Consider the following 13,039-nt stretch of genomic DNA (forward strand, 5'->3'; position numbering starts at 1 on the left):
AAGTGCGTAGATGCGCACGTCGAGGCGGGTTCCGGTCTTTGTGAAAGCCCAATCCATGCAGTTGCTGTTCGAAGAAGGCGGCGAAATCCGCGCCGGCACCGTCCTTGCCCAACAGGGCGAGGCCTACCAGGTGGAGTTGCCCGCTGGCAAGCGCACCAAGGTCAAGGCAAAGGACGTGCTGCTGCAGTTCGCCCAGCCGTCGGCAATCGAAATGGTGCGGCAAACCGGCGACCTGACCGCCGAGATCGACCTCGACTTCCTCTGGGAATGCGCGCCGGCCGAGGAATTCGGCTTTGCCGAGCTGGCCGCCGAATACTACGGCGCCGATGCGGGCGCGGTGCAGCAGGCCGCGCTGGCCATGGCGCTGCACGGCAACCCGGTCTACTTCCGCCGCAAGGGCCGGGGCCGCTACGCGCGCGCGCCGGAAGACCAGCTCAAGGCCGCGCTGGCCGCGGTGGAGCGCAAGAAGCAGCAGCTCGTGCAGCAGGCCGGGTACGAGGCCCAGCTGAAGGACGGCAAGCTGCCCGAGGCGTTCCGCGGCAAGGTGCTGCAACTGCTGTTCAAGCCCGACAAGAACAGCCTCGAATACAAGGCCATGGACGCCGCGTGCACGGCGCAGGGCATGTCGCCGATGCGGCTGATGGTGGCCGTGGGCGGCGTGGAAAGCCCGCGTGCGCTGCACGAGGCCAAGTTCCTGGCCGACTGCTTCCCCAAGGGCACCGGCTTTCCTGACGTGGAGGTGCCCGAGCCGTCCGGCGACCTGCCGCTGGCCGACGTCCAGGCGTTCTCGATCGACGATGTCACGACGACCGAAATCGACGATGCGCTGTCGGTGACGCCTGCCGGCGACGGCAAGCTGCGCGTGGGTATCCACATCGCCGCGCCGGGCCTGGGCATCCGCCGGGGCGAGGCGCTCGACGCCATCGCGCGGCACCGGCTGTCCACGGTCTACTTCCCCGGCGACAAGATCACGATGCTGCCCGACAGCGTGGTGGACAAGTACACGCTGCAGGAAGGGCGCACCTGCCCGGCGCTGTCGCTGTACGTGACGATCGACCCGCATGGCATCGACGGCCTGACGATCCTCGGCAGCGAGACGCGCGCCGAACTGGTGCCGATCGCGGCCAACCTGCGCCACAACCTGCTCGAAGACGTGGTGACCGAGGCCGCGCTGGCCGCCGGCACTGGCGACTACCCGTTCCGCGAGGCGCTGACCGAACTGTACAGGCTGGCCAACCATCTGCACGACGAGCGCCAGAAGGCGCGCCTGGCCAGCGGCCTGCGCCCGGAATCGCACAACCGCGCGGACTTCAACTTCTATATCGATCCGCAGGACGACGGCAGCGAGCGCGTCCGGATCGAGCAGCGCCGGCGCGGGTCGCCGCTCGACAAGATCGTGGCCGAACTGATGATCCTGGCCAACAGCACGTGGGGCAAGCTGCTGGCGGACCACGGCGTACCGGGCATCTACCGCACGCAGAAGGCGTGGGGCATGCACCGCACGCGCATGCAGACCTATCCCGCGCCGCACGAGGGGCTGGGCGTGGCGCAGTACGCGTGGAGCACCTCGCCGCTGCGCCGCTATGTCGACCTGGTCAACCAGTGGCAGATCCTGGCGGTGGCCCAGCATGGCGTCACGGCCAAGCTGGTGGCGCCGTTCAAGCCCAAGGACGCCGACCTGCTGGCCGCCGTGGCCGACTTCGAAGGCACCTACGCCGCCTACGCCGACCACCAGTCGACCATGGAGCGCTACTGGTGCCTGCGCTGGCTCAAGCAGGAAAACCGCGACAAGCTGATGGCCACCACGCTCAAGGAAGGCGCGGTGCGCTTTGCCGAGATCCCGCTGGTGACGCGCGTGCCGGAGCTGGCGCAGGCGTCGCGCGGCACCCAGGTGCTGCTCGAAATCGGCGCCACCGACGAAATCTCGCTCGAAGTCTCGTGCCGGGTGCTGGAGGTGTTCGCCGGCGAAGGCGAACTGCCCGAGGAGGAACTGGCCGGCGACGGCGGCGAGGAAGGTGACGAGGTGGGCGACGAGGAAATGGCCGAGGTGTCGGCCGAAGCCGCCGCCGACGCGGCCGCCGAGGATGCCGCCGAGGCGGCTGCGGAGGCCGGCACCGAGGGTGCCACGGAGGTGGACGAAGCGCCGGACGGCGAGGCGTCGGCGCCACGCGACACCGGGGCGGCTCCGGCCGCCTGAGCGCTTCGGTAAACAGGGCGGCTCCCGTACAATCGGAGTCTGCGCCGGCCATCCCCCTGCCGTGGGGTGGCCGGCGCGTGACCGAAATACTGCCCCCTTCGACCGACCCGCCCCCATCAGGCCGCTACCCACCGTGAACGCCGTTCTCCCTGCTCCCCGCCACCCGCGCGACTGGTGGCAATCCAGCGGCACGCTGGCCAAGGCGCTCGTCGTCTCGGTGGCCATTCACGCGGTGCTGCTGATGGTGCGGATTGCCGCGCCCGAAGTCTTCGAGATCAAGCGCTCCGACCCGCAGCTCGACGTGGTGCTGGTCAACGCCAAGTCGGCCGAGAAGCCGCGCAACCCGACCGTGCTGGCCCAGGCCAACCTCGACGGCGGCGGCGACCACGACGCGCAGCGCGCCACCACGCCGCTGCCCGCGCAGACCGAGTCCAAGGACGGCGAGCTGATGAAGCTCACGCAGCGCCGGCTCGAACAACTGGAAGAAGAGCAGCGCCGGCTGCTGACGCAGTCGCGCGAGACCGCGCCCTCGGTGCGCAGCCAGCCGCTGAAGCCGGGCGAGCAGCGCACCGACACCCCGGTGCGCGGTCAGGACGACCGCACGACCACCGACGAAATGGCGCGGCTCGAAGCCGAGATCGGCAAGAACCTGGAGCAGTACGCCAAGCGCCCCAAGCGCCTGCAACTGACCGCCACGAGCGCGCAGGGGGTGGACTACGCGCAGTATTACGACCGCCTGCGCCGCAAGATCGAATCGCGCGGCACCACCGATTTCCCGCAGAAGAACGGCAAGCCGATCTACGGCCAGCTGATCCTGGTGATCAACGTCAACCGCCAGGGCAAGCTCGGCTACAACCGGGACGGCTACAACATCGAGGCCATCGACGTGGCGAAAAGCTCGGGCGACCCCGCGCTTGACCGCCAGGCCGTGGCCATCGTCCGCGCCGCGGCGCCGTTCGGGGCATTCACCCCGGAAATGCGCACCAGGCAGGACATCCTCGAAGTCATTTCCACTTTCAAGTTCACGCGCAGCGGGCTCGACGTCCGGCTGCAAGGACGCTGATGACCGCAGAACCGCAATCCGTCGACCGCTACGTGGTGGTTGGCAACCCCGTCTCGCACAGCCGCTCGCCGGCCATCCACGCCGCCTTCTCGCGCCAGACCGGCGAGGCGGTGCAGTACGACCGCCTGGAAGCGCCGCTCGACGCGTTCGCCGACACCGTGCGCCGCTTTCTGGCCGAGGGCGGCCATGGCTTCAACGTGACCACGCCGTTCAAGCTCGAAGCCTATGACCTGGCCGACCGCCTGACGCCGCGTGCCGAAGCGGCCGGCGCGGTCAACACGATGTGGATCGAGGACGGACTGATCCACGGCGACAACACCGACGGCGTGGGCCTGGTGCGCGACATCCAGGACAACCTCGACGTGCTGCTCGAAGACCGGCGCATCCTGGTGCTCGGCGCCGGCGGTGCGGCCATGGGCGCGCTGCTGCCGCTGATCGAGTGCCGCCCGGCGCGGATCGTGGTGGCCAACCGTACCGCGCAGAAGGCCAGCGACATGGTCGAGAACTTCGTCGAGGCGGCCGACCAGTATGGCGTGGAACTGTGGGCCGGCGGCCTCGACGCGCTCGGCGCGCTGTCCGAGGAGGAAGGCTGCGACGTGGTGATCAACGCCTCGGCCAGCAGCCTGCAGGGTGAACTGCCGCCCGTGCCCGATTTCCTGCTGGGCGAGGGCGTGCTGGCCTACGACATGATGTACGGCGCGAAGCCGACCGTGTTCCTGGCGCACGCGGCGCGCTGCGGTGCGCGGACGTCCGATGGCCTGGGGATGCTGGTCGAGCAGGCCGCCGAGGCGTTCTACAACTGGCGCGGCGTCCGGCCCGCCACGGCACCGGTCCTGGCCGAGCTGCGCGCCGCGCTGCAGGCCGAAGCCGGCCGCTGAGGGGGCCGCCCTTGGCCCGCCAGCGTAGCGCCGCCACCCGCCCGGCCCGGGCCGCCCGCACGGGCGGCGCCGCCAACCCGCTGCGCTGGATCGGCTATTTCGGCGAATGCCTGATCATCGGCGTGCTGGCGATGCAGGCGTATTTCTTCCTGCAGATTGCCGCGTGGCAGTATCTGAACCCGTCGTCCACGTCGTTCATGCGCGCCGAGCAGTGGCGTTTGTGCGGGATCAACGTCTGGAGCTGCAAGGTCGACCACCGGTGGGTGGGCTACGACCAGATGTCGCGCAACATCAAGCGCGCGGTGATTGCCAGTGAAGATGCCGATTTCGTCAACCATCCCGGCTACGAACTGGACGCGATGCTCGACGCCTGGGAGCGCAACAAGAAGCGCGGACACATCGTCCGTGGCGGTTCCACGATTACCCAGCAGTTGGCCAAGAACCTGTTCCTGGCATCGGAGCAGTACTACGTGCGCAAGGGCCAGGAACTGGCCATCACGTGGATGCTCGAATTCTGGCTCGACAAGCAGCGCATCTTCGAGATCTACCTGAACTCGGTGGAGTGGGGCGAGGGAGTGTTCGGCGTGGAGGCGGCGGCCCAGCACTACTTCCGCACGTCGGCGTCGAAGCTGACGGTCGGCCAGGCTGCCCGGCTCGCGGCGGCACTGCCGGCGCCGAAATGCTTCGACAAGAAGGAATACTGCGCGAACGTGCGGGTGAACTTCCGGGTGAAGGCGGGGATCATCGCCCGCCGGATGGGGGCGGCGGCGCTGCCCGATTGAGGGGCAGCGATGCCTCAGCTCAGCCACCCCTTCCTGCGGAAGTACACCAGCGGAATCGCCGCCGACACCGCCATCAGCGCGATGGCCCACGGGTAGCCGATGGCCCAGTCCAGCTCCGGCATCAGCTTGAAGTTCATGCCGTAGATGCTGGCGATCAGCGTGGGCGGCATCAGCGCCACCGACACCACCGAGAACAGCTTGATGATCTTGTTCTGGTTGATGTTGATGAAACCGACCGTGGCATCCATCAGGAAGTTGATCTTGTCGAACAGGAACGCGGTGTGGTTCTCGATCGAGTCGATGTCGCGCAGGATCTGGCGCGCCTCGTCCTGCTGCTCGGCCGACAGCAGCTGGCTGCGCATCAGGAACGACACCGCCCGGCGCGTATCCATGACGTTGCGGCGGATGCGGCCGTTCAGGTCTTCCTCGCGGGCGATGGTTTCCAGCACGTCGGCGGCGGCGGCATCGGTCACGTTCTCGGCCAGCACGCGGCGGCTGGCTTCCTCCAGGCGCTCGTAGATCTCCTCGATCGAATCGGCCGAATACTCGGCGTCGGTCGCGTAGAGGTCCATCAGCACGTCCTTGGCGTTGCGCACCGAGCCGGGACGCATCCGGGCGCGCAGCCGCACCAGCCGGAACACGGGCAGGTCTTCGTCGTGGATCGAGAACAGGACGTCGCGCGTGAGCACGAACGCCACGCGCACGTTGCGCGAGGCTTCATCCTCGGCCAGCAGGAAATCGGTGCGGATGTGGATGTTCTCGTCCTCGCCCTCGAAATACCGGGCCGACGCCTCCAGGTCACCCAGGTCTTCGAGTTCCGGCAGGACGACGCCGTAGGTTTCCTTGATCCACGCCAACTCCTCGTCGTCGGGGCTGACTACGTCGATCCAGATGGGCTTGTGCTGCAGCAGCTCATTGCGCTCGTCGACCTGCTCCTGGGCAAGCCGGCCTTTCTGCAGGACGAACAGGTTGATCATCCCTGGAATTCCTTGTGACTGTTTGCGCTGTGCCGAGGTCTCGGCGGCAGGGCAGGCAAGGCATCGCCAGCGACGCGGCCATGGAACTGCCATGGGGCGGCCGGCAAGCGTGATCGCGCCGCAGGCGCGTGGGATTCTGATGGCCGCGAGTGTAATCCACCGCGGGGGGGCTTGTTAAGCGAAATCTCAGCCCCGCCGGCGCAGCAACGGCGCCAGCATGACCGACGACAAGGCCGCGAACATCAGCACGATGGCGGCGTAGTCCTGCCAGTGCGGCGTCTCGCCCAGCAGCCACATGCCCGAGAACACCCCGACCACCGGAATGAACATGATCGACAGGCTCGACACCACCGGCGGCAGGCTGCGCGCCAGCGCGAACCAGACCAGGTGGCAGTAGGCGAAGACCACCACGGCGTTGTAGGCAATGGCCGCCCACTCCACGGCCGTGGGCAGGCGCCAGCCGGTCTCGAACAGCAGCGACCCGACGGCCAGGAACGGCAGCGTCACGGCCAGCATCCAGAAGGTCAGCGCGCCGATCGGCACGTCCAGCGGCGTGCGCTTCATGAGCTGGGTGCCGAAGCCCCAGCCGGCGGCGGCCACCAGCATCAGCAGCGTGCCGGCCGGGCTTCCGGTCAGCGCGGCGATCTCGCCCGAGAGCAGCAGCACGGTGCCGGCCAGCGCGCAGCCGATGCCGATCCAGGCCGACAGCGCGATGCGCTCGCGGAAGATCACCAGCCCCCAGACCACGGCCCAGATCGGCATCGTGTAGCCCAGGATGGCGGCCCGGCCCGACGACAGCATCTTGACGGCGCAGATCGCGAACAGGTGCCAGATGACCATGTTCGGGATGGCCAGCTTGACCACGGTGGGCCAGGTGGCGCGCGGGATATGGAGCGAATCGCCACGCACCCTCAGCGCCAGCCCCAGCGCCACCAGCCCGCCGGCCATGCACAGCAGCCGGAAACCCATGGCCGGGAAATGCGCCACGCCGATCTTCATGATGGGCCAGTTCAGGCCCCAGGCGAGGGTGAGGAAGACGAGCAGGAGCAGGCCGCGGCGATCGAGTTGCATGGACGTGGCGACGTGCACTGCGTCGCTCTTTTAAGCGGAAGCTGCAGACAATAGCACGCCAGCCCGGAGGCCAGCGGGTAGAATTGGCGTTACCCCCGAATCAGATTGACCGAGCCTCTCATGACATTTACCGAGCAGCTGTCCGCCGCGTGGCAGCGTAACGATTCCCTGCTGTGCGTCGGGCTCGATCCGGACCCCGACAAGCTGCCGGTTTCGATGACCGGTACCGGCGGGGCAATTTTCTCGTTCTGCCGCGAAATCGTCGACGCCACGGCCGACCTGGTCTGCGCATTCAAGCCGCAGATCGCCTATTTCCACTCGCAGCGCGCCGAAGACCAGCTTGAGCAGCTGATCGAGTACATCCACGACGCCCATCCCGGGATTCCGGTGATCCTCGACGCCAAGCGCGGCGACATCGGCTCCACGGCGGAACACTACGCCATCGAGGCGTTCGACCGCTACAAGGCCGATGCCGTCACGGTCAGCCCGTACATGGGTTTCGACTCGATGTCGCCGTACCTGGCGCATCCCGGCAAAGGCGTGATCGTGCTGTGCCGGACATCGAACCCCGGTGGTTCGGACGTGCAGTTCCTGCAGGTCGACGGCAAGCCGCTGTACCAGGTGGTGGCCGAGGCGGCCCGCGAGCGCTGGAATACCAATGGCCAGATGGGCCTGGTGGTGGGCGCGACGTTCCCGAACGAGATCGCCAAGGTGCGCCAGATCGTCGGCGACATGCCACTGCTGATCCCCGGCATCGGCGCCCAGGGCGGCGACATCGAGGCCACCGTGAAGGCCGGCCGTACCGCCGACGGCACCGGCATGATGATCAATTCGTCACGCGCCATCCTGTACGCCGGCCGCGACAAGAACTTCGCCGCAGCGGCCCGCAACGTGGCGCTGCAGACGCGGGAGACGATCAACCGGTATCGGCACGGGTAAGAACCTCTTCCCGTTGGTTTTCTCCCCTCTCCCACTACGCGGGAGAGGGGAGCACTCCGACAGCAGCTGTCAGAGCTACTCCTCGTTCCTCACCATCTCGATCAGCCCACGCATGGCGTGCTCCGCCGCCTGGCGGCGGATCTGGGCGCGGTCACCCTTGAAGCGCTGGGTTTCGGTACGCGTGGTGATGCGGTTGCTCCAGCCGAAGCAGACCATGCCGACCGGCTTTTCCGGGGTGCCGCCGCTGGGACCGGCCACGCCGGTAATCGACAGCGAGACCTGCGCGCGGCTGTTCAGCAGGGCGCCTTCGGCCATGGCGTGGGCCACTTCCTCGCTGACGGCGCCGTGGTCGCGGATCAGCTTGGCCGGCACGCCGATCATCGTGGACTTGGCCTCGTTGGAATAGGTCACGAAGCCGCGCTCGAACCAGCCCGACGACCCCGATACATCGGTGATGGCCGCCGCCACCAGCCCGCCCGTGCAGGACTCCGCCGTGGCAAGCATGAGCGAGCGTTCCGCAAGGGCGGCTCCGGCCTGGATGGCAAGCTGGTCTAGCAGGCGGCTGACGGACATGGCGCGGTTTTTCGTAGAAATGCGATGCGAAACGCCTTGGCGCTCAGATCGAGCGCCACAGCGCGAATACCAGCAGCGTATAGAACGCCGCGAAGATATCGTCGAACATCACGCCGAACGCGCCGGTGAAGCCCGGCCCCTTGAGCGTACGGTCGTAGTAGCGGATCGGGGCCGGCTTGACGATGTCGAAGAACCGGAACCACGCGAAGGCGGCGAACTGACCCCAGAAACCGGTGGGCGTGACGAACACCATGACCAGCCAGAACGCGATGATTTCGTCCCAGACCATGCTGCCGTGATCCCACACGCCCATGTCGCGGGCGGTGCGCAGGCAGGCCCAGATCCCCACCACGAAGCCGCCGGCAATGATGTAGAGCCACGTCGAGGGCTCGATCCACATCGAGATCACCACGTACGACAGCCAGGCGTAGAGCGTGCCCACCGTGCCGGGGCTGACCGGCGACAGGCCGGAGCCGAACCCGTACGCGATCAGCCGGGCCGGGTGGCCGAGCATGAAGCGGGCGGTAGGGCGCGTGACGCGGGCGGTCTGGCCGGCTTCCAGCGTGACGGGGTCGACGGGGTCGCGCGGCGCGGCCCCGGGGGGATAGGCGGACATCAAGAAATAGGCTCGTCTGTGTAGTTATCTGTGGCGCGCACGTGGTGGCTCCCGGTACGCGCATGGCGGCATCATGACACGGCTTGCGACGCGTGTCAGGGGCGTCTCGATTCGGAGATTACGGCGCCGCGAAATGGTCGAACGACAACCCCGAATAGCGCAATGGGCTGCCCGTGCCGTCCACGATGCGCAGCCCCGCTTCCGGTGTGATCGATCCGACGCGCGTCAGCGGCAGGCCAAGCTGGCGGCTGATGTCGGCAATGGCCTCGCGCGCACCGATCGGCGCCGTGAAACACAGCTCGTAGTCGTCGCCGCCGGCCAGCACGCATTCGCGCTGGCATGCCAGCGGCTGGTCTGACAGGATCGCCGAGCGCGGCAACGCGTCGACGTCGACGATGGCACCCACCGACGAACGGGCCAGGATATGGCCGAGATCGCCAATCAGGCCGTCGGAAATGTCGAGTGCCGCATGCGCCACTCCGCGCAGCGCCATCCCGAGCGCCACGCGCGGCGTGGGCGTGTCCATGCGCGGACGGACCACGGAGAAATCGGGTTCGGGCAGCAGCCATTCCCCCCGGCAGTCACCCAGCGCCAGCCGCGCATCGCCGAGCGTGCCGGAGATCCAGATGTCATCGCCGGGCCGGGCCGCATCGCGACGCAGCGCATGGCGCGCCGGCACGTCGCCGAACACCGTGATCGAGATCGTCAGTGGCCCCCGGGTGGTATCGCCCCCGATCAGTTCGCAGCCATGGTCGTCGGCCAGCGCCAGCATGCCAGCCGCGAACGGCTCCAGCCAGGCGGGGTCGGAATCGGGCAGCGCCAGCGCCAGCGTGAAGGCGCGCGGCTCGGCGCCCATCGCGGCGAGGTCCGACAGGTTGACCGCCAGCGCCTTGTGGCCCAGCGCGCGGGGCGGCACGTCCGGAAAGAAATGGCGGCCGCTGACCAGCATGTCGGTGCTGATGGCGATCTGGTGGCCGGGACGCGGCTCGACCAGCGCGCAGTCGTCGCCCACGCCCAGCGCGGCCTTGCGCACCGGGCGCGTGAAGAAACGGCGGATCAGGTCGAATTCCGACAGTGGCGCGGAAGGGGACGAGCCAGGGGACAAGCCGGGGGAGGCGGACTGGGGAGCAGGGCTGGGGGCAGGCATGTGGGCGTGGGATGACCCGAAGATCCTGTGGAGATTACGGCTGGTCAAGCCCTTCGGCATGCGGCATATTGTACCGAATCGAAAAGGTGCTCCGCGCAAAACGCTTATTGTGAAAGAGTATTTCACAATATAAAATGCGCAGTTCCTAAAGCGCCAGAAAGCGCAAATAAGCGACAACAGGCGGAGACAGCGGGTTCGTGGAGCCGGCCCGTACTCAACGCCCGTGTTAATCAGTGTGGCTCCACCGATCGGAAGATGCGCAGATGACAAGCCCTCAGCAGTCCCCGTCCCAAGACGATCTGAAACAGCAGCAGCGTGAGGCGCTGCGCAAGGCCGCACTCGAATACCACGAGTTTCCGACCCCGGGCAAGATCTCCGTCACCCCCACCAAGCCGCTGTCGAACCAGCGCGACCTGGCCCTGGCGTACTCGCCGGGCGTGGCCGCGGCGTGCGAGGAAATCGTTTCCGACCAGGCCAATTCGTTCCGCTACACCGCGCGCGGCAACCTGGTGGGCGTGATCACCAACGGCACGGCCGTGCTGGGCCTGGGCGACATTGGCGCCGCGGCGTCGAAGCCGGTCATGGAAGGCAAGGCCGGCCTGTTCAAGAAATTCGCCGGCATCGACGTGTTCGACATCGAGGTCGACGAGAAGGACCCCGAGAAGCTGGTGGAGATCATCGCCGCGCTCGAACCGACGTTTGGCGGCATCAACCTCGAAGACATCAAGGCGCCGGAGTGCTTCTACGTGGAGCGCAAGCTGCGCGAGCGGATGAAGATTCCCGTCTTCCACGATGACCAGCACGGCACCGCCATCGTGGTGGCCGCGGCCATCGTCAACGGCCTGGTGGTGGTGGGCAAGGACATCGGCAAGGTCAAGCTGGTGGCCTCGGGCGCCGGCGCCGCCGCGCTGGCCTGCCTGGACCTGCTCGTCGACATGGGCCTGCCCATTGAGAACATCTGGGTGACCGATCTGGCCGGCGTGGTCTACGAGGGCCGCACCGAACTGATGGACCCGGAAAAGGCGCGCTTCTCGCAGAAGACCGACAAGCGCCGCCTGGCCGAGGTCATCGAGGGCGCCGACATTTTCCTGGGCCTGTCCGCCGCCGGCGTGCTGAAGCCGGAAATGGTGCAGAAGATGGCCGACAAGCCGCTGGTGCTGGCGCTGGCCAACCCGAATCCGGAAATCATGCCGGAACTGGTCAAGGAGATCCGCCCGGACGCCGTGATGGCCACGGGCCGCACCGACTATCCGAACCAGGTCAACAACGTCCTGTGCTTCCCGTTCATCTTCCGTGGCGCGCTCGATTGCGGCGCCACCACGATCACGCGCGAGATGGAAATCGCCGCCGCCAATGCCGTGGCGGAACTGGCGCGCCAGGAACAGAGCGACATCGTGGCGTCGGCCTATGGCATCCAGGACCTGTCGTTCGGTCCGGAATACCTGATCCCGAAGCCGTTCGACCCGCGCCTGATCGTCAAGGTGGCGCCGGCCGTGGCCGAGGCCGCCGCGAAGTCGGGCGTGGCCGCGCGCCCGATCGAGGACATGGACGCGTACCGCCTGCAGCTGCAGCAGTTCGTCTACCACTCGGGCACGCTGATGAAGCCGATCTACGCGGCCGCGCGCAAGGTGGAGATGGAGAAGAAGCGCATCGTCTTTGCCGAGGGCGAGGAGGAGCGCGTGCTGCGCGCCGTGCAGGTGATCGTCGATGAAAAGCTGGCCAACCCGATCCTGATCGGCCGTCCGGCCGTGCTGGCGCACCGCATCGAGCGCTTCGGCCTGCGCCTGCGCATGGGCACCGATTTCACCGTGGTGAACCCCGAGCACGACGAGCGCTTCCGCGATTATTCGGATACCTACTACGGCATGATGGCCCGCGAGGGTGTCACGCAGCAGTACGCCAAGCTCGAAATGCGCCGCCGCACCACGCTGATCGGTGCGATGCTGCTCAAGAAGGGCGAGGCGGACGGCATGATCTGCGGCACGGTCAGCACCACGGCCGCGCACCTGCGCTACATCGACCAGGTCCTGGGCGGCACCAACAAGGTGTACGCGGCCATGAACGGCCTGGTCCTGCCCGGCCGCCAGATCTTCCTGGTGGACACCCACGTGAACGTGGACCCGACCGCCGACGAGCTGGCCGAGATCACGATCATGGCCGCCGAGGAACTGAAGCGCTTCGGCATCGAGCCGAAGGTGGGCCTGCTGTCGCATTCGAACTTCGGCACGTCCGAGGCGCCGTCGGCGCGCAAGATGCGCGACACGCTGGCGATCCTGCGCGACCGCGCGCCGGATCTCGAAGTCGACGGCGAAATGCACGGCGACAGCGCGCTGGACGAAAAGCTGCGCGATTCGCTGGTGCCGGACGGCGCGCTCAAGGGCGAAGCCAACCTGCTGGTCTGCCCGAACATCGACGCCGCCAATATCTCGTACAACCTGCTCAAGGTTGCCGCGGGCAACAATGTGGCGATCGGCCCGATCCTGCTCGGCGTGAAGGCGCCGGTGCACATCCTGACCCCGTCCGCGACGGTGCGCCGTATCGTCAACATGACGGCGCTCGTGGTGGTGGATGCCGCTGCCAAGGTCTGAGCAGAGCTGTCATGAAGCGCCACGGCTCCGGTTTTCCGGGGCCTTGCCACAAAGCCGGGTTCGCCCGGCTTTTTTCATGTCCGCCGTCCGATCTTGTCTGCGAGGTTAGTATGCGCACACATTTCAATAACATGTTGAAACAATTGAGGAAATTCGGGCGGCACCACGGCAGGGATTGATTAATGCGCGACATCCGCGTAACCTTACG

General features: G+C 67.3%; 11 protein-coding genes. 6 read left to right on the forward strand and 5 right to left on the reverse strand.

The window, feature by feature from the left end:
• Window positions 1-55 precede the first annotated feature (55 nt).
• The 4 genes from EV147_RS00485 to mtgA all read left to right on the forward strand — a co-directional run bounded on the left by EV147_RS00485 (window position 56) and on the right by mtgA (window position 4,920).
• Window positions 56-2,197 carry a ribonuclease catalytic domain-containing protein gene (locus EV147_RS00485; RefSeq protein WP_130391139.1) on the forward strand — a complete coding sequence of 714 codons (2,142 nt, stop codon included), beginning with the start codon at window positions 56-58 and terminating at the stop codon, window positions 2,195-2,197.
• A gap of 133 nt (window positions 2,198-2,330) precedes the next feature.
• Window positions 2,331-3,260 carry an energy transducer TonB family protein gene (locus EV147_RS00490; protein WP_130389181.1) on the forward strand — a complete coding sequence of 310 codons (930 nt, stop codon included), beginning with the start codon at window positions 2,331-2,333 and terminating at the stop codon, window positions 3,258-3,260.
• The gene (gene aroE / locus EV147_RS00495; RefSeq protein WP_130389182.1) at window positions 3,260-4,138 is read left to right on the forward strand and encodes a shikimate dehydrogenase; all 879 of its coding nucleotides are present in this window, start codon (window positions 3,260-3,262) and stop codon (window positions 4,136-4,138) included. The genes EV147_RS00490 and aroE overlap by 1 nt, the downstream gene beginning before the upstream one ends.
• Before the next feature lie 80 nt (window positions 4,139-4,218).
• Window positions 4,219-4,920, forward strand: a complete 702-nt coding sequence (gene mtgA / locus EV147_RS00500; protein ID WP_130391140.1) for a monofunctional biosynthetic peptidoglycan transglycosylase — start codon at window positions 4,219-4,221, stop codon at window positions 4,918-4,920.
• Window positions 4,921-4,934: 14 nt separating this feature from the next.
• Here mtgA and corA read toward each other — a convergent pair whose 3' ends face one another.
• Together corA and EV147_RS00510 are read right to left on the reverse strand one after the other, a co-directional pair.
• On the reverse strand, window positions 4,935-5,897 hold the full coding sequence (gene corA / locus EV147_RS00505) for a magnesium/cobalt transporter CorA (RefSeq protein WP_130389183.1): 963 nt from the start codon (window positions 5,895-5,897) through the stop codon (window positions 4,935-4,937).
• A gap of 186 nt (window positions 5,898-6,083) precedes the next feature.
• On the reverse strand, window positions 6,084-6,968 hold the full coding sequence (locus tag EV147_RS00510) for a DMT family transporter (protein ID WP_130389184.1): 885 nt from the start codon (window positions 6,966-6,968) through the stop codon (window positions 6,084-6,086).
• 120 nt (window positions 6,969-7,088) lie between these two features.
• On the opposite strand from EV147_RS00510, the gene pyrF reads away from it, so the two are divergent.
• The gene (pyrF, locus tag EV147_RS00515) at window positions 7,089-7,907 is read left to right on the forward strand and encodes an orotidine-5'-phosphate decarboxylase (RefSeq protein WP_130389185.1); all 819 of its coding nucleotides are present in this window, start codon (window positions 7,089-7,091) and stop codon (window positions 7,905-7,907) included.
• A 75-nt stretch (window positions 7,908-7,982) separates the two neighbouring features.
• Here the strand turns inward: pyrF and EV147_RS00520 are convergent, their stop codons facing one another.
• From EV147_RS00520 to thiL, 3 genes are all read right to left on the reverse strand, one after another.
• Entirely contained in the window at window positions 7,983-8,480 is a 498-nt protein-coding gene (locus EV147_RS00520; protein ID WP_130389186.1) for a CinA family protein, read from the reverse strand.
• Window positions 8,481-8,523: 43 nt separating this feature from the next.
• Window positions 8,524-9,096, reverse strand: a complete 573-nt coding sequence (locus tag EV147_RS00525) for a phosphatidylglycerophosphatase A family protein (RefSeq protein WP_130389187.1) — start codon at window positions 9,094-9,096, stop codon at window positions 8,524-8,526.
• A gap of 118 nt (window positions 9,097-9,214) precedes the next feature.
• Window positions 9,215-10,243: a thiamine-phosphate kinase gene (thiL, locus tag EV147_RS00530; protein ID WP_130389188.1), complete on the reverse strand. Its 1,029-nt coding sequence runs from the start codon at window positions 10,241-10,243 to the stop codon at window positions 9,215-9,217.
• A 263-nt stretch (window positions 10,244-10,506) separates the two neighbouring features.
• Between thiL and EV147_RS00535 the strand changes: the two genes are divergently transcribed.
• Window positions 10,507-12,831 carry an NADP-dependent malic enzyme gene (locus tag EV147_RS00535; RefSeq protein WP_130389189.1) on the forward strand — a complete coding sequence of 775 codons (2,325 nt, stop codon included), beginning with the start codon at window positions 10,507-10,509 and terminating at the stop codon, window positions 12,829-12,831.
• Window positions 12,832-13,039: the final 208 nt, after the last annotated feature.

This window comes from Cupriavidus agavae (assembly GCF_004217045.1).
In the GTDB taxonomy this organism is placed as follows: Bacteria; Pseudomonadota; Gammaproteobacteria; order Burkholderiales; family Burkholderiaceae; genus Cupriavidus; species Cupriavidus agavae.

What these genes read in the sequence shown, in the direction of transcription:
- EV147_RS00485 (WP_130391139.1), top strand. Translation starts at nt 56, where the DNA reads ATGCAGTTGCTGTTCGAAGAAGGCGGCGAAATCCGCGCCGGCACCGTC.
- aroE (WP_130389182.1), top strand. Translation starts at nt 3,260, where the DNA reads ATGACCGCAGAACCGCAATCCGTCGACCGCTACGTGGTGGTTGGCAAC.
- corA (WP_130389183.1), bottom strand. Translation starts at nt 5,897, where the DNA reads ATGATCAACCTGTTCGTCCTGCAGAAAGGCCGGCTTGCCCAGGAGCAG.
- EV147_RS00510 (WP_130389184.1), bottom strand. Translation starts at nt 6,968, where the DNA reads ATGCAACTCGATCGCCGCGGCCTGCTCCTGCTCGTCTTCCTCACCCTC.
- pyrF (WP_130389185.1), top strand. Translation starts at nt 7,089, where the DNA reads ATGACATTTACCGAGCAGCTGTCCGCCGCGTGGCAGCGTAACGATTCC.
- EV147_RS00520 (WP_130389186.1), bottom strand. Translation starts at nt 8,480, where the DNA reads ATGTCCGTCAGCCGCCTGCTAGACCAGCTTGCCATCCAGGCCGGAGCC.
- EV147_RS00525 (WP_130389187.1), bottom strand. Translation starts at nt 9,096, where the DNA reads ATGTCCGCCTATCCCCCCGGGGCCGCGCCGCGCGACCCCGTCGACCCC.
- thiL (WP_130389188.1), bottom strand. Translation starts at nt 10,243, where the DNA reads ATGCCTGCCCCCAGCCCTGCTCCCCAGTCCGCCTCCCCCGGCTTGTCC.
- EV147_RS00535 (WP_130389189.1), top strand. Translation starts at nt 10,507, where the DNA reads ATGACAAGCCCTCAGCAGTCCCCGTCCCAAGACGATCTGAAACAGCAG.